This is a genomic window from Coprobacillus sp., from assembly GCF_984815275.1.
This window is the reverse complement of record NZ_CFJNYH010000008.1, coordinates 39,476-57,394: the sequence shown is the minus strand read 5'-3', so window position 1 is coordinate 57,394 and position 17,919 is coordinate 39,476. Positions and strand designations below refer to the sequence as shown.

The window sequence follows — 17,919 nt, the reverse complement described above, 5'->3', positions numbered from 1 at the left end:
AACCCCCTATTTCGCGTTGTCACTAACAAGTTCAACTGTTTTAGCTTCCTTGTTGACAACTTTCTTCGCTTTGATTACAACACCTTCATCGACAATGGCTTTATAGATTTCTGCTCCCTCTTCCACCAATACTCCTGGCATGAGCACAGAATCAACAACTTTTGCACCTTCACCAATATAAACGTTGTTGAATAAAACAGAACCAGTGACATCACCATTGACTATACAACCTTGTGTAACAAGGGAATTTTTCACACTTGCTTCTTCTCCAATAATCTGAGGCTTACTCAATGTATCTTCAGTATAAATTTTCCAATCTTTCTTAATATTATAAAGATCTAATTCCTTATCATCTAATAAATCCATATTGGCTTGCCATAAACTTTCAACAGTTCCAACATCTTTCCAATATCCAGCAAATTCATAAGCATATAATTTCTTACCTTCATTTAACATCATTGGAATAATATTCATACCAAAATCATGCTTACTACTTTCATCTTTAGCATCCTCAATTAAATATTTTCTTAATTCTTTATAAGTGAAAATATAAATACCCATAGATGCTAATGTAGATTTAGGTTTTTCTGGTTTTTCTTCAAATTCATAAATTGTACCATCTTTATTGGTATTCATAATTCCAAAACGACTTGCCTCTTTCATAGAAACATTTAAGACAGCCACTGTTAAATCAGCACCTTTTGCTTTATGTGCATTTAACATATCTGCATAATCCATTTTATAAATATGGTCTCCTGAAAGAATCAAAACATATTCAGGATCATATTGATCTAGGAAACTGATATTCTGATAAATAGCATCTGCCGTACCAGCATACCAAGTTGCTCCAACCTCTCCTCTTTCACGAGCTGGTAAAATAGCGGCTAATGAACTATTTCCATCAAGCCCCCACTTAGATCCAGCACCTACATACGTTCCTAATAAAACTGATTCATACTGTGTCAAAACTCCAACAATATCAATTCCTGAGTTGGCACAATTGCTTAATGGAAAATCAATAATTCTGTATTTTCCTCCAAAGTACACAGCTGGTTTCGCAACTTTAGCTGTTAATGCTTCAAGACGCGTTCCTCGACCACCTGCTAGAATCATTGCAACAATTTCTTTACCCATAATTTCTCCTCCTTGACTTTAATGTGAAAGTGCTTACCTATATCTTTATTTTAACACAAAGCATTTTAAAAAAACATAAATTCGTGTCATTTTCAAAAAGAAAAAATTCGCCAAATTCTATGAAATAAAAATAGTGTTGAACGTACCATTATTTTTTAAATAATAGGCAATTATTTTGATTTCATGCATATAGTAAAAAGAGGTGATGAACTTGTCCCCAAGAATCGCATTTAACGAGAATGACGTCGAATTATTGGCAAGAATCATGAAAGCGGAAGCCTTAGGCGAAGGTGATGAAGGTATGTTGATGGTTGGTAACGTCATTGTCAATCGTGTTGTGGCAAATTGTGATGTTTTTAGAGATACTCGCAACATTTCTGAAGTCGTCTATCAGAAGAATGCTTTTTCTGGTGTTGGCCAACCATTATTTAATCAACCAGTCAATGCCAAAGAACGTGAACTCGCATTAAGAAATATCGACGGTTATCGTGTTGAACCAGCTTATAGCGCTTTATGGTTTAAGAACCCCGGTTCTAACACTGCATGTCCTGATCAATTTTATGGGCAATTAACCGGACGGTATAAAAATCATTGTTTTTATGCCCCAGGTGGGAAATTAAATTGTGACTTGTAGGAGGGTCTATGGATACTAACAATCAATCTATTTTACAAGGCAGTCAAACAACTCAATCATCATTACCATCTCCAATTGCTGCCCAAACATATCTTGAAAACATATTACGTTTAAATATTGGAAAACTTGGAACGTTTTATTTCACTTATACTGGTAGTACTGACTGGCGTGACCGTGCTTATAAAGGGACTATTGAACAAGTTGGTCGAGACCACTTTATCGTTCGTGATCCTAAAAATCAAAAGTACTATATCTTCCAGTTTGTCTATTTTGACTGGGCTGAATTTGATGAGCCTCTTAATTTTAATACCAGATAAGCAAAAAGGATATTGCATACAACAATGCAATATCCTTATTTTTTTAATCCTACCAGATATTTTCTAACTCTAGATATAAAATGCAAAGATCCCGTAATAACAATATGACTCTTTTTGATATAGGCCGTCTGTAAAGCCTCAACAAAATTATCAACAATAATTAAATGTGGCTGTGATTCAACTGTTGTAATATCAATTGCTCTGTCATCATTAAATGTTGTTAAATATACTGTATAACCTTCTTTTAACATAAGGTCTAACATCGGTTGAACATCTTTATCATCTAAGCAAGAAAAGATAATACTAATATTTTCTTCTTTTTTGACACGTAGAGTTTGAATCAGAGCCTTGATTCCAGGTAAATTATGGGCACCATCAATTTCAACTGTTCCATCTTGATAAGGCAAAGTTTCATAGCGACCTTTCCAGGCTGCATTTTCAATAGCAGATGTTGTTAACTGGGTATCTAAAGTGATTAACTTAGAGGCAATCGTTAAAGCCAAACGAGCATTAGTCACTTGATAGATTCCTTGATTTTTAAGTGTAAATGCCATATTTCGATATCTAAAATGGAATGGATAACGTGAAACCTGATATTCTGGAACGACATACATAACTGCTTCTTGAACATCACATTGTTCTTGTAAACGTGCTAAAATCGTTCCTTTTGCTTCACTTGTAATAAACATTTGATGAGGTTTAATAATTCCCATTTTTTCATTAATAATATCATAGATACTCTCACCTAGCTGTTTTTGATGATCCATACCAATATTTGTAATCGCACTAATAATTGGATCAATAACATTTGTCTTATCATGCAAGCCACCAATCCCCGTTTCAATAATACGATAATCTAAATCTAAAGACTGAAAATAAGCAAGCATAATTAAAACATCAATTTCAAACATAGATAAACCATCTTCTTCAATGATATCATAATATTGATTAACATATTTCAATAAATCCTCATCACTGATAGGTTGATCATCTACTCTAATACGGTCATTATGACAAATAAGATAAGGTGATGTAAATGTTCCAACACGAAATCCATGCGCATTTAAAATACTTCTTAAATAATTCACTGTTGACCCTTTTCCATTGGTCCCTGCAATATGTATCATATTTTTTTGTTTCATATGAATATGGCATCTATTTAATGTATCTCTAAATTGATCAACAGTTCTTTTATTTCTCTTTGATTCTATATAAGCGATTGCTTCTTCAACTTGTGTAAACATCATTGAATCCTCCAATCTATTGGTTGTATTCCTTGACTTATCAAAAACTGATTTGTTTTAGAAAAAGGTTTTGAACCAAAAAAACCACGATATGCTGATAAGGGAGAGGGATGCGGACTCGTAATGACACAATGTTTTGTTTGATCTATCATTCTTGCCTTATCAATGGCTTGTCTTCCCCAAAGAATAAATACTAATGGCTTTTCTCTTTGATTCATAGCTTGAATAATATGATTTGTAAAGACTTCCCAACCTTTTTCTTTATGTGAATTTGCACGGTGTGCCTGTACTGTTAAAACTGTATTCAATAATAAAACTCCTTGATGTGCCCAAGATGTTAAATCTCCATGACTTGGAATTTCAATACCTACGTCATCATGTGCTTCTTTATAAATATTCACAAGACTTGGTGGTGTTTGTACCCCTCGCTCAACGCTAAAGGCCAATCCATTGGCTTGATGTTCTTCATGATATGGATCCTGGCCAATAATGACAACCTTGATATCATCATAGTCTTGAAAATTAAAACAATGGAAAACTCTATTTCTAGGTGGATAAATAATCTTTGTTGCGTATTCTTGATTAACAAAAGCTTCTAGTTCTTTGTAATAAGGCTGTTGCCTTTCATTTTGAATAATTGTCTTAAAATCCATAATTATAAAATAAACCTTTCTATAACTTCTGCAACAACACCCTGATTATTATCCGCTTTCGTTACAATATCACAAGCCTTTTTCACATCATCCACTGCATTCGCAGCAGCAACTGATAATCCTGCCACCTGTAACATAGACATATCATTATAGTTATCTCCTACAGCAATTGTCTCTTCTATGCCAATTCCTAAAATTTCTGCCAAATGTTTTAATCCAGCACCTTTATCTACCCCTAATTTATTAAATTCCATATAACGATTAGAAGAATAACTTACGGCACACTCACCTTCCCAAATATGTTTCATTTGAGGTTCTAAACTCATTAAATAAGGAACATCTGTATTTTGATATAAAATCTTTGAAATTGGCTGATCTTTTAAGAAATCAATTGTATTTTCTTCCATAATAACACATTCTACTTTTTGATTCTGAATTCTTTGGGCTTCTGATTCAGATAGATTGAACACATAAACTGTATCCTTTGTATAGATATGTTGACAAACATGACAATCTAATCCAAACTCAAATATTTCTTTTGTTTTCTCAAAAGAAAGTCCCTCAAAAAATAATATTTGATTATCTTTATTTTCTGTTAAAGCACCACCATTAAATGAAATCACATATTCACCAAGTTCATCATATAAACCCAAAGTTTTCAAATCATGTTGGATCGACATAAAGCCTCTTCCTGTTGCTGGAACAAATTTAACACCCTTCTCTTTCGCCTTTAAAATCATATCAATATTATGCTGACAAATTTGATGATTATCATTTAACAATGTTTCATCCATATCACTTGCTATTAACTTATACATTCTTAAACTCACCATCCCTTTCAATAAATTTCTCAATAACTTCAGCAACAGCTCCCTGATCATAATCAACAGTCGTTACATAATCTGACATTGCTTTGATATCATCTGTAGCTCCATCTACACAAACACCTAGTCCTGCTGTTTCTATCATTGAAGTGTCATTATAATTATCACCTATAGCAATTGTTTCAGTTTGACTGATTCCTAAATAATCAGCTAACCATAGCAATGCTGAACCTTTACTTACATCTAAGGGATTAAACTCTAAATATCGATATGATGAATAACTAACTGCAAAACGCCCTTTGGTAACATCAACTAAGTCTTCTTCTATCTTTTTTAAATAAGGCATATCACGTTTTTCAAAAAGAATTTTTGCTATCTTTGCCTCCTTTAAGAAGTCCATATTATAATCCTCAATAACTTCAAATCTTGCTTTCTGAGCAGTTTTTCTAGCAACCTCATCAGGATCAGCCTTAAATATATAACAACAATCCAAAGTAAATATCATGACACATACATCATAGTCTTTCCCTATGTCAAACAATGTCTTCGTATCTTCAAAAGTCAAACCATTAAAATAAAGAATGTGATTGTCTTTATTTTCTACAATTAATCCACCATTAAAACATATAGAATACTCTCCTGCCTTTTGATATGTACCTAATTCCTGAAGAATTTCTCCAATCATATTAAAAGCCCTACCTGTTGCTGGAACAAACTTAACACCTTTAGATTCCAATTTCCCAACAGCAGCACGATTCACTTCTGGGACATGATGATCGACTAATAAAGTTTCATCCAAATCCGATAAAATCATTTTATACATTTTCATTACCTCCATAAAAGAAATCCATAAACAAAGGAACACGTTGGCGCCATTGAGCCTCATTATGCTCAGCCCCCTCAAAATAACGATATTCTAAACTCTCAACTTTATCCTTTAACATGCTATAAATATCATTATTACTTTCAATATACCATTCATCAATACGGGCGTCCCCACACCCTTCAAACTCGCCTAAATCAAAATAGAATCTTTCTAATTCCTGATAATTATGTTTTTCAATAAGATCAGTAAATTCATCCATATAAAACCAAAAAGCAGTAGACAGTGCAGCACACTTATGAAAAACTTCTGGATATTCTAATGCAGCATATGCACTAATCACACCCCCCATAGAACTTCCAACAATTCCAGTGTCTTCACGGATTGTACGAAAACGTTGATCTATATATGTCTTTAAATCATCAATAAGCCATTTGACATATGCTATGCCTTCACCACCAATAATCTTATTCTTAATTCCTGTTTCCTGATAAGAAAATGCCTCATTAATTTTCCATGGTCCATATTCATCCATTCTCTTAAATCCAGCTTCATTACATGGAATAGCAACCATGATAATATCTAAATCCATGTTTTCTACATAATCTAAAAAACCCCAACTGATACCACAATATGATAGTTCGTCAAAAAATGCATTTTGACCATCTTGAATATATAAAACAGGATAATGTTTATCTTCTTGATAATAGCGTTTAGGAAGATAGACAGTTATTTTGCGATCTCTTTTTAACGCTTCCATCTGCATACGAAATGATACAATCATAATTTTCCTCCTGCAACACAAAAAAATAAGCACAAGCTTATTTCTTTGAATCTGGTAATTTTACCACTTCTTCTCCATCCTTAGAGAAGATATAATGATCTCTAGCATAACGTGCTACATAATCATCATCATTTAAAAGTTTAACCTGTTCAGATAAATCTTTTTTTTCTTTTAATAATTCAGCTTTTTTACTCTCTAAATGAGCCATTTCCTTTTTTTGCCCAAAGACACGATAAGCATTCATCCCTAAAGTATAAATTAAAATAGCAGAAATGCCTAAGTATATAAATCCTATGAATCTTCTGTATCCTGGTCCTTTTTTCTTTGCCATTTTAATTTCACCTTCTTCACTCTTTTTTGTATTATACCATTAATATAACGAAAAAAGAAGACAAAAGGTGCGATAATTCTTTTCAAAATACGAACAAAGATCTCTAAATGATACAAAATATAATAAGCATAATATCTTTGATAGAACAAATATCCAATAAAAATCATAACAAAGAAATAAAGTCTCAAAATACCATCATTTAAAATAACCAAACCATAAAAGTATAAAATACCAAACAATACACCAATTCCAACCTGTAAAATATATCGAAAAATATATGGAATCTTATACAAAAAACGATTAATGACATGATAAACACCACTCATTACAAAACCAAAAAGAAATGAATAAAACAGACATTGAAACTGTGTCAATAAATCCATTATTTCAACAGTTTACTAAAGCCTTTTTCCTTTTGATGAGATTTCTTCTTGTCTGAAACATAACTCATACTATCAATATTCCCTTTAATACTCACTTCGTTTTGATCCTGATCCAAGCGAACTAAAGTCAATTCACTTCCAGTAATATTTAAATACCCTAATGAAGTTTCAATTAAAAATTCATACGAATCAAAACTTTCTATTTTCTTCACACCAGTCAATTCTAAACTTTTACGATCTTTTAGACAAATATGATGATAAGGTGTTTGTTCAAAATGTAAACTATTATTATCCATAGATAGACCTCCTCACAACAACATATGCTCAACATAAAAAATTAGACCTTTATCTTCTTTTCATTTATGATAGTATTTATTTTTTGAAGTCTATCTTTTTATGAAGCAGAGAAATGATCCTACAACAAAAAAAGAAGAAGTTTAATCAATGAATACTTCTTCTTTTCTCTTTTCTTCTATAATTTCATATAACATTGTACTATCATCTTTAAGGACATGATCTTTTAAATCCTTCACTTGAACAACTAAAATACTGCGTCCAAATTCAATTTCAATGATATCACCAATCTTCAGTTTTGTAGAGGGTTTAGCCATTTTGCCATTAACCTTCACACGTGAAGATTCACTAATTTCTTTAGACACTGTCCTTCTTTTGATAATTCTTGATACTTTTAAAAACTTATCTAACCGCATGTCTCCATCTCCTGCTCAATAACCTCCTTCACAAATTGAAGAAGTGTTTCATCAATCATATAATATGGTGTTTCATCTGTCAACATTAATAATGCACCTAGATTTTCCTGTGTACCTTTTAATGGTAAAATTGTCACCTTTTCAACATCATCCACAAATTCCAACATTGTTTCAATAGTATCTTCTTCTTTTTCAATCATTAAAGCAAAATCTTTTGTAATTGGCTTTCTTTGATATTTTGCTAGCCCATTAGATGAACATGCAATAATATTCTTCTTATCACATAACAAAAAAGTGTTATGATACTTTTTGTATAATCTTTCTAATAAAAGTTCTACTGCTGAACCCATTTTATTTAACATTGAGAACTTTGTTAAAATAATCTTCTCATCTTCCAATGCAAATGAGATACTTTCTCCTTCTCGCATCATTAATTGCTTTCTAATTTCTTTTGGAATAACAATTCTTCCTAATTCATCAATTCTTCTTACCATACCAGTTGTTTTCATAATTTTACCTCACTTGAAATATTCGTTTGATATTATTATGTCCACTCCTAAGTCAATTAAACGTTGATATTCTTTAAAATTTGGAACTGTCCAAGTTGCAATAATCTTGTTATGTTGTTTTAACTCTTGAACTCTTTTTTCATTCAAGAATGTATATCTTGGATGGAATGCCAAAATATTGTTTTCTAGCAACTCTTGATATTTCTTTTTATATTTAAATTCCATTAAATATCCAACATAAGCATCTGGATTTAACTCTTTTATTTTTAATAGAGTAGGTAAATAAAATGATGAATAATAGACTTTGTCTTCAACACCTAATTCCTTGACAAGTTTTAAGACTTTTGCTTCAATACCATCATAATGAATAACATCTGTTTTTAACTCAATATTGACTACAAACTCTTTATCCTGTATAAATTCTAAGAGTTCTTTTAAAGTCGGTATAGGATATTCACCATAAGCTTTATAATTAAAATTATAATTTCTCAACTCTTTTAATGTATGGTCCTTAACATAACCTTTACCAGTACTTGTACGATTTATTTTTTCATCATGAATCAAAACAAGTTCATCATCTAAAGTTAAATGAACATCTGTTTCAACACCATCAAATCCTTGTTCATAAGCTTTGATAAAAGCTTCCATTGTATTTTCTGGATATTTAGCACTATATCCTCTATGGGCTAATTTTTTCATCGTATATCCCTTTCTTTATGCTATAATGATTATACTATAATTCGGAGGTAACGAAAATGATTAAAGCTATCTTTTTTGATATTGATGGAACATTATTATCTCACACAACACGTAGTGTTCCATATTCCACTCAAATTGCATTACAGCACCTAAAAGAAAAAGGAATTTATACTTTTATTGCAACTGGTCGTCATATATCTGAAATGGTTGATTTACCTATACATGACTTAGAATTTGAAGGATACATTACACTCAATGGACAATATTGCTATAATCGAGATGGTATCATTTATGATTTACCTATTCATTCTCATGATATTCACAATATTTTAAAACTCATTGATAAACATCCTTTCCCTTGCATATTTGTAGAAAAAGAACTTATGTATATTAATTATCATAATGATGCAGTTCAAATTGTTCAAGATGCCATTTCAACACCATTGCCTGATATTCAAGATATAAATCGCGCTTATTCACATCCTATCTATCAAGTTATTCCATATGATATAACATCTCAAAAAGAAAATATCATCCTAGATATTATGCCTCATTGTCAAAAAACACGTTGGCATGAATTGGCTATAGACATTATACCTAAAACAGGTGGAAAACAAAATGGCATTCGTGAAGTATTAAAACATTATGATATTCAACCTGAAGAAACGATGGCATTTGGAGATGGTCATAATGATATTGATATGTTTGAATTCGTTGGGCTTTCTATTGCTATGGGAAATGCAACTCAAGAATTAAAGGAAGTTGCCAGTGATGTAACAGATGATATTGATCACGATGGTATATATAATGCATTGGTTAAATACAATATACTTCAAAAGGACTAAACATGCTAATGCCAAATAAAAAGAGAACGAATTAAAAATTCGTCCTCTTTTTATTTGGCATTAGCATTAATTTAAAAACACCCAATTTATAGTCATCAGCACTGTTAACCAACTTTTTTACTAGGAATATCTTTTTGTATAAATTTTCACGGAAAGTATATAACTTCCTATGAGAGTCATAACAGCAAGAATTATTCCTATCATTAATAATATATTATGATTTACGTTCACAATACTCATAACATCAAAATTAAAGAAACTGAGAATATAAATAATAGCAGCAGCAACCATAAATATCATATACATAATAGAACCTTTTTTATTTCCCAATAAATAAAATCCAGTATAACAAATACCAAAGAAAATCAATCCTACTATAATACCTAAAATCCATAATTGTAGAGCTGGTATGAACTCTGCAACACCAGTGAAATAATAATATAAGGTTACTACTAACGAAAACAAATAGAATACACTTTGAGTCATTAACCCACCAATATACTTAGATAGGACAATTTGTTTTTTTGTCATTGGGAATGTGAGTTGCATTTTATCAAAGTTAGATTGTTCATCCTGCTCCATTGTCATTTGTAATAAAGCTGATCCAGAAACAGGAATTGCTAAAGCAACAGTTAGAGCAAGTCCATAATAATTAGGAAAAAAGATAACAATTCCAATTGAAACAATAATATTTGCTAACATTGAAATAATATTCTTTGGTAAAAAAGCAATCAAGTAATCTTTATAAATAATTCCTCTCATAAAACACGTTCCCCCCTTATATAAAATAGCATCAAGTCTTCAACATCAGCTTTCTCAACAATGGCATCTGTATGAACTTTCATAAAATCCTGTCTATTGTGAATTAATACACGATATTCAAATTCCTCTTTTTTGTATGCTATAACATCTTCTTTATTTAAAATCTCAAACATCTGTTTGCCACATCTTAATATTCCATAGTTATCCTGAATATCTTCATACGTCTTAGTAAACAACAGTTCACCTTCATGTACAAATGAAATATAATCCGCAACTTTATCCAAATCACTTGTAATATGTGAAGATATTAAAACAGCATTTTCATCATTAACTATATAATCTTTTAAAATATCTAATATTTCTTCTCTGACAACTGGATCCAATCCACTTGTTGCTTCATCTAAAATTAAAAGTTTTGGATTATGTGAAAAAGCAACTGCAAAACTCAACTTCATTTTCATTCCTTTAGAGAACTCTTTAATTTTTTTATCTTTAGATAAATGAAATTGATTTAAATACTTTAAATATGTTTCTTGATTCCAATTCTTATAAATCTTTGACATCATTATTCCAATCTTATCTGGTTTCATATTAGGATTAAAATGACATTCATCAAAAATCACTGCTATATCTTCTTTAACAACACTTTCATATTGATAAACATCCTTATTAAATATCTTAATATCACCTTCATCTTTTTTAGCAATATTCAAAATAGTATTAATAATTGTAGATTTCCCAGCTCCATTTTCACCAATTAATCCCATAATTGTTCCTTTTGGAATCTTTAACGAAATATCTTTTACACAAAAATCTTTATATCTTTTTGTTAAATGATTAATTTCTAATGCATAATCCATACTTATTCCTCCTCATAAATCACTGTTAATGTTTTTATCATATTCTCTAAAGAAACATCATAAATCTTAGCGATTTTCACAATATCTTCAATTTTTTCTTCAATGATCCGTAACTGCTCTTCCTTAATAAAATCCTTATTTTGAGCAGATACAAATGTCCCTTTTCCTGCGACTGTTTCAATAAAACCATCTTTCTGCAAATCTTCATAAGCATGTTGTGCTGTAATTACACTGACATGCAATGATTTGGCCAAATTTCGCATTGATGGCATTGAATCACCTGTTTTGAGTGTTCCATCTATAATCATTGTTTTAATTTGTGAAGTAATTTGTTGATATATAGGCTCGTTCGAACTATTGCTTAATATAATTTCCATACTTTCACCACCATACTGTACTTATCATACAAGTACAGTATATACACTTGTATGCAATTTGTCAAGACGCAAACGTAAAAAGCAGTCTCTTGTATAAGAAACTGCCAAACTATATATATTATACTTTTTAGAGCGGTACGAACTCTTTCTAAATTTCAGTTACACAACAATATTAAAGCTTCTATCATTTTCATTGTTATTATAGAAATGTTCGCTGCCTTCATCATATTTTTGATCTTCACATATTCATCATCTACTTCTTCGCTTTCACCAATAACATCATTGGTCTTCGTAGTTCATCTTTCATCCCAGGAATATCTAACATATCTGACGATGGCTTAGCTTCTTCAATAACTTCAATTTGAAAACCTGCTTTAAGGAGTTCCATGAGAATTTGTGTCAATGTATGATGTTGCTTTGTAACCGTTTTTCCTAAAAAGTGTGTGACGCGTTCACCTGTCATGAAATATTGATCAATTGGCCAATATAATGGTTTTCCTTGTTCATCATAAATCCATTCCTGATTGACACTCCCTGTAAATATAGGATGTTCAATATTGAAAATAAAGACACCATCTTTTTTTAATGTCTTATATACATTCTTATAAACCTGACTTAAATCTTTAACATAATGTAAGACCAGATTTGAAACTACACAATCATATGTATTCGCTGGATATTCATATGTATCCAATCCACAAACCCTATATGTAATACGTGTATCTCTATTTCTCGTTTGTGCCTCTTGAATCATTTTCTCACTTAAATCAATCCCTAAAACTTGCTTAGCTCCACATTCAACAGCATATTGACAATGCCATCCATATCCACAACCTAAATCTAATACTGTTTTTTCTTTTAAATCTGGAAACATAACTTTTAACTGGTGCCATTCACCAGCCCCATCTAATCCTTTTTGACTACGCGCCATTTTCGCATATTCTTCAAAAAACTCTTCATTATCATATATATTACTCATGACAATCTCCTCCTATATTCATTAATATTTCTTGATAACGCTGTGTTGCTAAGGCACTTGGCTTTCCTTTTTCACAAAAAGATAATTTAGCTAATTTTGGAACCACACGTTCTACTACAATTTGTCCATCTAATAATTTGGATTGTAATACTTGGAAAGCCTCTAAAAACCTTGGATCATGTCTGGCTGACTTATAGAACGATAACACATAAACATAATGGAAAAGGTTATATCCTCTAAACGGATACTCAACTTGCATAAAAAGTTTGCCAATCCCATAGTGACAGGGGCTAATTGGTTTTCTTATTACCCAATGTTCTAACAAAAAATGAACAGCTTTATCTAGTGCTTTATTTTCATTAAAATGCTTTGTAAAACGGAATGCATCTAAAACAATAAGTGTTGTATTAGGTGTAGAATAATTTGTTTCTTCCCCTCTTCCAAAACTATATTTATAACATTTCCATCCCCCATCATCCTCTTGGGTATTCAAAAAGTATTGAAATGAGTTCTGAACTCTTTGGTCTTGAGAATATCCCATATGACAAAGTGTTTGTAAAGCAAGTGCAGTATGACAAGGATAGATTCCTCCTGAAGGTGATATTTTAAACCGACCATCTTCTTTATATACACTCAAAATAAGAGTAGCCACTCTCTTCATAATCTCATCCTCAGGTGATACTCCTAATTCCAACAAAAAGTTCACACTCTCCAAGGTAGTAAATGGGGCACCTTTTAATAATTTCTTATCTTCAGTTGTCCATAAATCATCACCATTATCATATCTGTGCGATAAAATGATTTCTATATCTTTTTGATAACTTTTTTTATTCATAGTCTTATTCCTCATTATTGTCTATAATATAAACATGCGATTTTAGCAATCTTTGCTTTGTTATTTCAAACTGATTTATAGATTTAAAACCTATATAATAAGTTAGAAAGTCTATAGAGAAGTCTAGTCGAATACCCTCAATTGCTAAGATGTCAACACATTGATTTCCATCAATAGCAACAAGTTGAATATGGAGTATATTGTTTTCTTTTAATAAATTTACAATTTTTGATTATGAAACAAGCTTGCTTTCTCTTTCTCAAAAATATAATCAGAAACAACCAATAGTCCTTCTACAAATCCAGATGCATTGTTTCTTTCGCCTTCCTTTATTTTTAATATAGATAACCACTTCTTATCTCTATACACTTTCTTGAATCTTTCAATTCATTTTATCTATAAGTTTTGGGTGATAACTATATTGATTCTTTTTACATATCAATAACAATGAGTGCAGTTTTTTCTATTATATAAATCCTCATTGACTGTAAATTTATTTTCTCTTCTTATATTTTTCTTTTGCATACTCATATGATTCTTGTATCAATGGTTTCAATTTTCCAAATGTCTCTGGAGTTGGATTAAGAACACAGATCCAACTCATCCATGCATATACAGGATGAGGCATGATTTGATTCAACGAAGTGAAATCACAATTCATATCAACCATCTCTCCAGCCGCTGGTCTTTTAGGCGTTGCTCCAAACAAATCAATAAATGTTTTCTTGCGAATCCCTAAATTAACGCGAAACACACCTTCTCTATTTATTTGTGAACCCTTATCATTTTGACCATCTTTATCCTTAATCGTTAAAATATACACCCCTCTTTGAAGAAGCCCTTCAGGATTATAATAAATTCCTCTTTCTCCCCAGCTTTCTACCATGACAACTCCTTTAAGATTGTCCAAGCAATATTGTAATATCTCTTCTGCATTCATAGAATAATCCTCCTTATTTTACAAATATTTCTCAATACGACTTTGTTCTATAACTGTTTTCCCAAGTACTGTCAATGCCATTGTAGGACAATTATTAACGCAGCGATAACACATTGTACATTGATGATGAGAAGTCGCAACACCAGCCTTTAAATCAATATTTTTCATTGGGCATAATTCAACACATTTTCCACATCCTATACACTTTGATATGTCTATTTTTAATTTATCATTATATTTTTTAGTTTTATTATAGAAGTATAATCTTTGTCCAAACAAGCCTGCCAAATGATAGAAAAAACCTAACCCAACCTGTGAAGGTTGGCCCATCTTCAAATTCATAACAGCCTCTTCAATCCTATGAGTTGCCGAAATAACAAGTTCTTTATTCACATCCAACGGACGTTTTAATGCCTTTTCATCACCAATCGAATCAGGCATTTTTAAATGTAATCCCCCAACAATAGTAGCTCCATATTGTTTTAACTGGCGTGCCAATAGCCCAGCGCCATCACCACTAAAAAGCCCCATTGTTGCTATTACAAAAATATGTTTGCCTTTCCATAAATCAGCATGATTATCAATAAAATCTTTAACATACTTTGGTATTTGACTATATTGTACAGGATAGCCAAAAACAATCTCGTGACTCTTTAAAATATAGCTCTCAATATTGTCATCCTCTATTGAATATGTTTCAGAATTATCCTTATATTTCCTCATAAATGTTTCTACACAGTATCTTGTATTTCCTGTTCCACTAAAATAAATACCTATCATCTTTAGCAACCTCCTTATGACGTCTATTCTATCACGTCTCTATTCTAATGTCATTTTAAAATAAAAAGATGAAACAAATGAAATGTTTCATCTTCACATACTATTGTGTTAACACATCAGTGATTACAGGAACAACTTGTTTCTTTCTAGAAATAACACCTGGAAGACTTGCCTGTTGTTCAACCAAATCAATCTTGAATGCTGTTTCGACATAATCAGGACGTGGACCAGCAACAAACACTTCACTTGTAGCATTAATAACATCAGTTAATAACAACATAGCAAATTGCATATGATTATCCACTGCAACCTTTTCCATATATGCCAACATTTCAGCCTTATATGGCGCAAATCCTTCAATATCCATTGTGTTGACTTGAGCCACTCCAACAGAAACATCTCCAAAACTAAACTTCTTATAATCTTGATTAAAAATCTCTTCAACAGTTTTTCCAACCAACGAAGTTCCAGCTTTAAACATGTCCATTCCAAAGTCTTTAATATCCACATTAGCAATAGCTGCTAATTCTTTAGCCATCTTTGTATCAGTTGGTGTACATGTAGGAGATTTGAATAAAAGCGTATCACTTATAATAGCCCCTAGCATAAGTCCAGCCATATCAGCAGGTATTTCAATACCTTGCTCCTTATAACATTTAGCAACAATCGTTGCTGTACATCCAACTGGTTCTGCTCTAAACATGACAGGTCCAATTGTTTGAATATCTGCAACTCTATGGTGATCAATAATTTCTAAGATCTCTGCATCCTCAATTCCATCAATAGATTGTCCTCTTTCATTATGATCAACTTGAATCACTTTTTTTCTCATTCCATTTAAGACTTGGAAACGGGAAACTGACCCTACAACTCTTCCCATAAAATCTAAAACAGGATAACTTCTATAACGTGTTTCACTCATCACTTCTTTCACATAATCTAAAGTATCATCTGTTGAAAATGTTGTTAACCCACCTTTTTGCATAACATATTCAACAGGAATAGATTGAATAATTTGTTGTGATGACATAAATGTATTAAATGGCGTTGAAATAACACTAATATGAGCTTCCATACATTTATTTAATAAAGCATCATCAATTGATAATAATCCTGTTAGAATAATTAAAGAAACTTTCCCTTCAATCAAATGTTCAACAGCTTCATCTCTATCTCCACCAACAATAACAACATCATTTTCATGAATGCGTTTCATGGCTTCTTCTCCAGTCATGGCAGCAATATGTACTTCACCTTTAATTGTTTTTAAGGATTTATCTAAATATAAAATACTTGCATCTAATGTATCAATAACATTTTCAATTGGTGTATTGGCTTCTTTAAGAATTTCACTATTCCAATCATCCATATATCCTTCAATAATATTAGATGTAGACAATAACCCTAACAATTGACTATGGTCATCTAAAACAGGTGCACTTTTTAAATTTTGTTGTTTCATTAAGGCCCAAGCAGTTTTTAAAGTCAATTCCTTTGAAAAAACAGTTACTTTATCATAATCCAAGTCTTCAACTTTTTGTTTAACAGTCTTTAACAAAACAGGTATCTCTACACCAAATCTCTTCAAAATAAACTCAGTTTCCTTATTAACATCACCAAGTCTAACCGGCACAGCATTATAGCGTCCAGTTACAAATAATAAATGTGCATAAGCAATAGCACTGCAGATAGAATCACTATCTGGATTCTTGTGCCCACTTACAAAAACAATGTCTTTCATAAAATCCCCCTTACATTTTCTTTAAATAACGATAAATTGTTGGCTCACTAACAGCCAATTTTTCAGCAACAAGAACAATAGCTCCCTTTACCTTAAATGTACCCTTATCTTGTAAATATTTAACAACTTTAATCTTTTCTTCTACATTCAATCTTTCAACTAAGAAATAACTTGGAAATCCCATTTGTTCTAAGCATTCCTTTATGTATAAATCAATCATTTCATCTAATGGTGATGATAGAATCTCAATTGGATTATCTAATTTAAATTCAACATCCTTAGATTCCTTAATTCCTAAAATTCTCTTTAATGTAGACTCTAAATATTCATAGTCAGAAATATTCACATTAATACACAACATTCCTACTGGAACCTCATGCCCTTCTTCTTTTATAAAATAAGTTGCTGATCGTAACAGTTTTCCATCTGGACCAGTTGTTTTATAGTTCATTACGAAATCATGATCTTTATATTGTTTTGTCTCCAAATAGTGAATTGATAGATTAGAAAGTTTAGCACCAACCTCTCTGCCAGAAATATGACTGTTTGATATTGCTACTATTTCCTGTTCTTGAGAAGTCAAATCATGTAATGCAATTTCTACATTTTCACCTAAAGCTTCTCCCAAAAATTCTACTAATTTTCCATATGGTTCTAACAATTTATACATTATACCGCCTCCGATTGTCATTATACACTATTTTATTATAGACGACTAGTCTTTTTTATCATGATAAGAAATGATAATTTTTTGT

At 31.4% G+C, this 17,919-nt stretch carries 25 protein-coding genes; 3 read left to right on the top strand and 22 right to left on the bottom strand.

From position 1 onward, the window contains the following. Positions 1-6: 6 nt before the first annotated feature. The gene (locus AC5M21_RS04630; protein WP_008789999.1) at positions 7-1,134 is read right to left on the bottom strand and encodes a glucose-1-phosphate adenylyltransferase; all 1,128 of its coding nucleotides are present in this window, start codon (positions 1,132-1,134) and stop codon (positions 7-9) included. A gap of 205 nt (positions 1,135-1,339) precedes the next feature. Between AC5M21_RS04630 and AC5M21_RS04625 the strand changes: the two genes are divergently transcribed. Continuing rightward, the gene (locus tag AC5M21_RS04625; RefSeq protein ID WP_008790000.1) at positions 1,340-1,768 is read left to right on the top strand and encodes a cell wall hydrolase; all 429 of its coding nucleotides are present in this window, start codon (positions 1,340-1,342) and stop codon (positions 1,766-1,768) included. Positions 1,769-1,776: 8 nt separating this feature from the next. After that, complete coding sequence (locus AC5M21_RS04620) at positions 1,777-2,085, top strand: spore coat protein GerQ (RefSeq protein ID WP_008790001.1); 309 nt, start codon at positions 1,777-1,779, stop codon at positions 2,083-2,085. Positions 2,086-2,120: 35 nt separating this feature from the next. Here the strand turns inward: AC5M21_RS04620 and AC5M21_RS04615 are convergent, their stop codons facing one another. The 11 genes from AC5M21_RS04615 to AC5M21_RS04565 all read right to left on the bottom strand — a co-directional run bounded on the left by AC5M21_RS04615 (position 2,121) and on the right by AC5M21_RS04565 (position 9,045). Continuing rightward, positions 2,121-3,332 (bottom strand): bifunctional folylpolyglutamate synthase/dihydrofolate synthase, encoded by a 1,212-nt coding sequence (locus AC5M21_RS04615; protein ID WP_008790002.1) that lies wholly within the window; start codon positions 3,330-3,332, stop codon positions 2,121-2,123. Next, positions 3,329-3,982 (bottom strand): uracil-DNA glycosylase, encoded by a 654-nt coding sequence (locus AC5M21_RS04610; protein WP_008790003.1) that lies wholly within the window; start codon positions 3,980-3,982, stop codon positions 3,329-3,331. The genes AC5M21_RS04615 and AC5M21_RS04610 overlap by 4 nt, the downstream gene beginning before the upstream one ends. Positions 3,983-3,984: 2 nt before the next feature. Continuing rightward, a complete protein-coding gene (locus tag AC5M21_RS04605) occupies positions 3,985-4,800 on the bottom strand; it encodes a Cof-type HAD-IIB family hydrolase (RefSeq protein WP_008790004.1) in 816 nt (271 codons plus the stop codon). Next, entirely contained in the window at positions 4,793-5,629 is an 837-nt protein-coding gene (locus tag AC5M21_RS04600; protein ID WP_008790005.1) for a Cof-type HAD-IIB family hydrolase, read from the bottom strand. Before AC5M21_RS04600 ends, AC5M21_RS04605 begins: the two co-directional genes overlap by 8 nt. Next, the gene (locus AC5M21_RS04595) at positions 5,622-6,413 is read right to left on the bottom strand and encodes an alpha/beta hydrolase (RefSeq protein WP_008790006.1); all 792 of its coding nucleotides are present in this window, start codon (positions 6,411-6,413) and stop codon (positions 5,622-5,624) included. Before AC5M21_RS04595 ends, AC5M21_RS04600 begins: the two co-directional genes overlap by 8 nt. Before the next feature lie 37 nt (positions 6,414-6,450). Further along, a complete protein-coding gene (locus AC5M21_RS04590; RefSeq protein WP_008790007.1) occupies positions 6,451-6,744 on the bottom strand; it encodes an FtsB family cell division protein in 294 nt (97 codons plus the stop codon). Next, positions 6,705-7,127, bottom strand: a complete 423-nt coding sequence (gene yabQ / locus AC5M21_RS04585) for a spore cortex biosynthesis protein YabQ (RefSeq protein ID WP_008790008.1) — start codon at positions 7,125-7,127, stop codon at positions 6,705-6,707. Before yabQ ends, AC5M21_RS04590 begins: the two co-directional genes overlap by 40 nt. After that, positions 7,127-7,423, bottom strand: coding sequence for a sporulation protein YabP (gene yabP / locus AC5M21_RS04580; RefSeq protein WP_008790009.1), 297 nt, complete (start codon positions 7,421-7,423; stop codon positions 7,127-7,129). Before yabP ends, yabQ begins: the two co-directional genes overlap by 1 nt. A 141-nt stretch (positions 7,424-7,564) precedes the next feature. Beyond that, positions 7,565-7,837, bottom strand: coding sequence for an RNA-binding S4 domain-containing protein (locus AC5M21_RS04575; RefSeq protein ID WP_008790010.1), 273 nt, complete (start codon positions 7,835-7,837; stop codon positions 7,565-7,567). Further along, entirely contained in the window at positions 7,828-8,346 is a 519-nt protein-coding gene (locus AC5M21_RS04570; protein WP_008790011.1) for an AbrB/MazE/SpoVT family DNA-binding domain-containing protein, read from the bottom strand. The genes AC5M21_RS04575 and AC5M21_RS04570 overlap by 10 nt, the downstream gene beginning before the upstream one ends. A gap of 9 nt (positions 8,347-8,355) precedes the next feature. Then, positions 8,356-9,045 carry a glycerophosphodiester phosphodiesterase gene (locus AC5M21_RS04565; RefSeq protein WP_008790012.1) on the bottom strand — a complete coding sequence of 230 codons (690 nt, stop codon included), beginning with the start codon at positions 9,043-9,045 and terminating at the stop codon, positions 8,356-8,358. Between the two features lie 56 nt (positions 9,046-9,101). Here AC5M21_RS04565 and AC5M21_RS04560 point away from each other — a divergent pair, with 56 nt between their 5' ends. After that, complete coding sequence (locus tag AC5M21_RS04560; protein WP_008790013.1) at positions 9,102-9,890, top strand: Cof-type HAD-IIB family hydrolase; 789 nt, start codon at positions 9,102-9,104, stop codon at positions 9,888-9,890. A gap of 120 nt (positions 9,891-10,010) precedes the next feature. Here the strand turns inward: AC5M21_RS04560 and AC5M21_RS04555 are convergent, their stop codons facing one another. The 10 genes from AC5M21_RS04555 to AC5M21_RS04510 all read right to left on the bottom strand — a co-directional run bounded on the left by AC5M21_RS04555 (position 10,011) and on the right by AC5M21_RS04510 (position 17,834). Then, positions 10,011-10,652: an ABC-2 transporter permease gene (locus AC5M21_RS04555; RefSeq protein ID WP_008790014.1), complete on the bottom strand. Its 642-nt coding sequence runs from the start codon at positions 10,650-10,652 to the stop codon at positions 10,011-10,013. After that, complete coding sequence (locus AC5M21_RS04550; protein ID WP_008790015.1) at positions 10,649-11,512, bottom strand: ABC transporter ATP-binding protein; 864 nt, start codon at positions 11,510-11,512, stop codon at positions 10,649-10,651. The genes AC5M21_RS04555 and AC5M21_RS04550 overlap by 4 nt, the downstream gene beginning before the upstream one ends. Positions 11,513-11,514: 2 nt before the next feature. Continuing rightward, a complete protein-coding gene (locus AC5M21_RS04545) occupies positions 11,515-11,889 on the bottom strand; it encodes a GntR family transcriptional regulator (RefSeq protein ID WP_008790016.1) in 375 nt (124 codons plus the stop codon). 253 nt (positions 11,890-12,142) lie between these two features. Then, on the bottom strand, positions 12,143-12,868 hold the full coding sequence (locus tag AC5M21_RS04540) for a class I SAM-dependent methyltransferase (RefSeq protein ID WP_008790017.1): 726 nt from the start codon (positions 12,866-12,868) through the stop codon (positions 12,143-12,145). After that, positions 12,861-13,703 carry a prenyltransferase/squalene oxidase repeat-containing protein gene (locus AC5M21_RS04535; protein WP_017144100.1) on the bottom strand — a complete coding sequence of 281 codons (843 nt, stop codon included), beginning with the start codon at positions 13,701-13,703 and terminating at the stop codon, positions 12,861-12,863. Before AC5M21_RS04535 ends, AC5M21_RS04540 begins: the two co-directional genes overlap by 8 nt. A 219-nt stretch (positions 13,704-13,922) precedes the next feature. Then, complete coding sequence (locus AC5M21_RS04530) at positions 13,923-14,072, bottom strand: hypothetical protein (RefSeq protein WP_017144099.1); 150 nt, start codon at positions 14,070-14,072, stop codon at positions 13,923-13,925. A 124-nt stretch (positions 14,073-14,196) separates the two neighbouring features. After that, positions 14,197-14,643, bottom strand: a complete 447-nt coding sequence (locus AC5M21_RS04525; protein WP_008790019.1) for a DUF6194 family protein — start codon at positions 14,641-14,643, stop codon at positions 14,197-14,199. 18 nt (positions 14,644-14,661) lie between these two features. Then, on the bottom strand, positions 14,662-15,423 hold the full coding sequence (locus AC5M21_RS04520) for an EFR1 family ferrodoxin (protein ID WP_008790020.1): 762 nt from the start codon (positions 15,421-15,423) through the stop codon (positions 14,662-14,664). Positions 15,424-15,523: 100 nt separating this feature from the next. Then, the gene (locus tag AC5M21_RS04515; RefSeq protein WP_008790021.1) at positions 15,524-17,164 is read right to left on the bottom strand and encodes a putative manganese-dependent inorganic diphosphatase; all 1,641 of its coding nucleotides are present in this window, start codon (positions 17,162-17,164) and stop codon (positions 15,524-15,526) included. A 10-nt stretch (positions 17,165-17,174) separates the two neighbouring features. After that, positions 17,175-17,834, bottom strand: coding sequence for a helix-turn-helix transcriptional regulator (locus AC5M21_RS04510; protein ID WP_008790022.1), 660 nt, complete (start codon positions 17,832-17,834; stop codon positions 17,175-17,177). Positions 17,835-17,919: the final 85 nt, after the last annotated feature.

Bases quoted from the DNA above. Each gene is read 5' to 3' on its own strand.
- AC5M21_RS04550 (WP_008790015.1), bottom strand. From the start codon at position 11,512: ATGGATTATGCATTAGAAATTAATCATTTAACAAAAAGATATAAAGAT.
- AC5M21_RS04555 (WP_008790014.1), bottom strand. From the start codon at position 10,652: ATGAGAGGAATTATTTATAAAGATTACTTGATTGCTTTTTTACCAAAG.
- AC5M21_RS04590 (WP_008790007.1), bottom strand. From the start codon at position 6,744: ATGGCAAAGAAAAAAGGACCAGGATACAGAAGATTCATAGGATTTATA.
- AC5M21_RS04570 (WP_008790011.1), bottom strand. From the start codon at position 8,346: ATGAAAACAACTGGTATGGTAAGAAGAATTGATGAATTAGGAAGAATT.
- AC5M21_RS04565 (WP_008790012.1), bottom strand. From the start codon at position 9,045: ATGAAAAAATTAGCCCATAGAGGATATAGTGCTAAATATCCAGAAAAT.
- yabQ (WP_008790008.1), bottom strand. From the start codon at position 7,127: ATGGATTTATTGACACAGTTTCAATGTCTGTTTTATTCATTTCTTTTT.
- AC5M21_RS04630 (WP_008789999.1), bottom strand. From the start codon at position 1,134: ATGGGTAAAGAAATTGTTGCAATGATTCTAGCAGGTGGTCGAGGAACG.
- yabP (WP_008790009.1), bottom strand. From the start codon at position 7,423: ATGGATAATAATAGTTTACATTTTGAACAAACACCTTATCATCATATT.
- AC5M21_RS04560 (WP_008790013.1), top strand. From the start codon at position 9,102: ATGATTAAAGCTATCTTTTTTGATATTGATGGAACATTATTATCTCAC.
- AC5M21_RS04510 (WP_008790022.1), bottom strand. From the start codon at position 17,834: ATGTATAAATTGTTAGAACCATATGGAAAATTAGTAGAATTTTTGGGA.
- AC5M21_RS04545 (WP_008790016.1), bottom strand. From the start codon at position 11,889: ATGGAAATTATATTAAGCAATAGTTCGAACGAGCCTATATATCAACAA.
- AC5M21_RS04620 (WP_008790001.1), top strand. From the start codon at position 1,777: ATGGATACTAACAATCAATCTATTTTACAAGGCAGTCAAACAACTCAA.
- AC5M21_RS04615 (WP_008790002.1), bottom strand. From the start codon at position 3,332: ATGATGTTTACACAAGTTGAAGAAGCAATCGCTTATATAGAATCAAAG.
- AC5M21_RS04605 (WP_008790004.1), bottom strand. From the start codon at position 4,800: ATGTATAAGTTAATAGCAAGTGATATGGATGAAACATTGTTAAATGAT.
- AC5M21_RS04575 (WP_008790010.1), bottom strand. From the start codon at position 7,837: ATGCGGTTAGATAAGTTTTTAAAAGTATCAAGAATTATCAAAAGAAGG.
- AC5M21_RS04625 (WP_008790000.1), top strand. From the start codon at position 1,340: ATGAACTTGTCCCCAAGAATCGCATTTAACGAGAATGACGTCGAATTA.
- AC5M21_RS04540 (WP_008790017.1), bottom strand. From the start codon at position 12,868: ATGAGTAATATATATGATAATGAAGAGTTTTTTGAAGAATATGCGAAA.
- AC5M21_RS04610 (WP_008790003.1), bottom strand. From the start codon at position 3,982: ATGGATTTTAAGACAATTATTCAAAATGAAAGGCAACAGCCTTATTAC.
- AC5M21_RS04535 (WP_017144100.1), bottom strand. From the start codon at position 13,703: ATGAATAAAAAAAGTTATCAAAAAGATATAGAAATCATTTTATCGCAC.
- AC5M21_RS04595 (WP_008790006.1), bottom strand. From the start codon at position 6,413: ATGATTGTATCATTTCGTATGCAGATGGAAGCGTTAAAAAGAGATCGC.
- AC5M21_RS04520 (WP_008790020.1), bottom strand. From the start codon at position 15,423: ATGATAGGTATTTATTTTAGTGGAACAGGAAATACAAGATACTGTGTA.
- AC5M21_RS04600 (WP_008790005.1), bottom strand. From the start codon at position 5,629: ATGTATAAAATGATTTTATCGGATTTGGATGAAACTTTATTAGTCGAT.
- AC5M21_RS04515 (WP_008790021.1), bottom strand. From the start codon at position 17,164: ATGAAAGACATTGTTTTTGTAAGTGGGCACAAGAATCCAGATAGTGAT.
- AC5M21_RS04525 (WP_008790019.1), bottom strand. From the start codon at position 14,643: ATGAATGCAGAAGAGATATTACAATATTGCTTGGACAATCTTAAAGGA.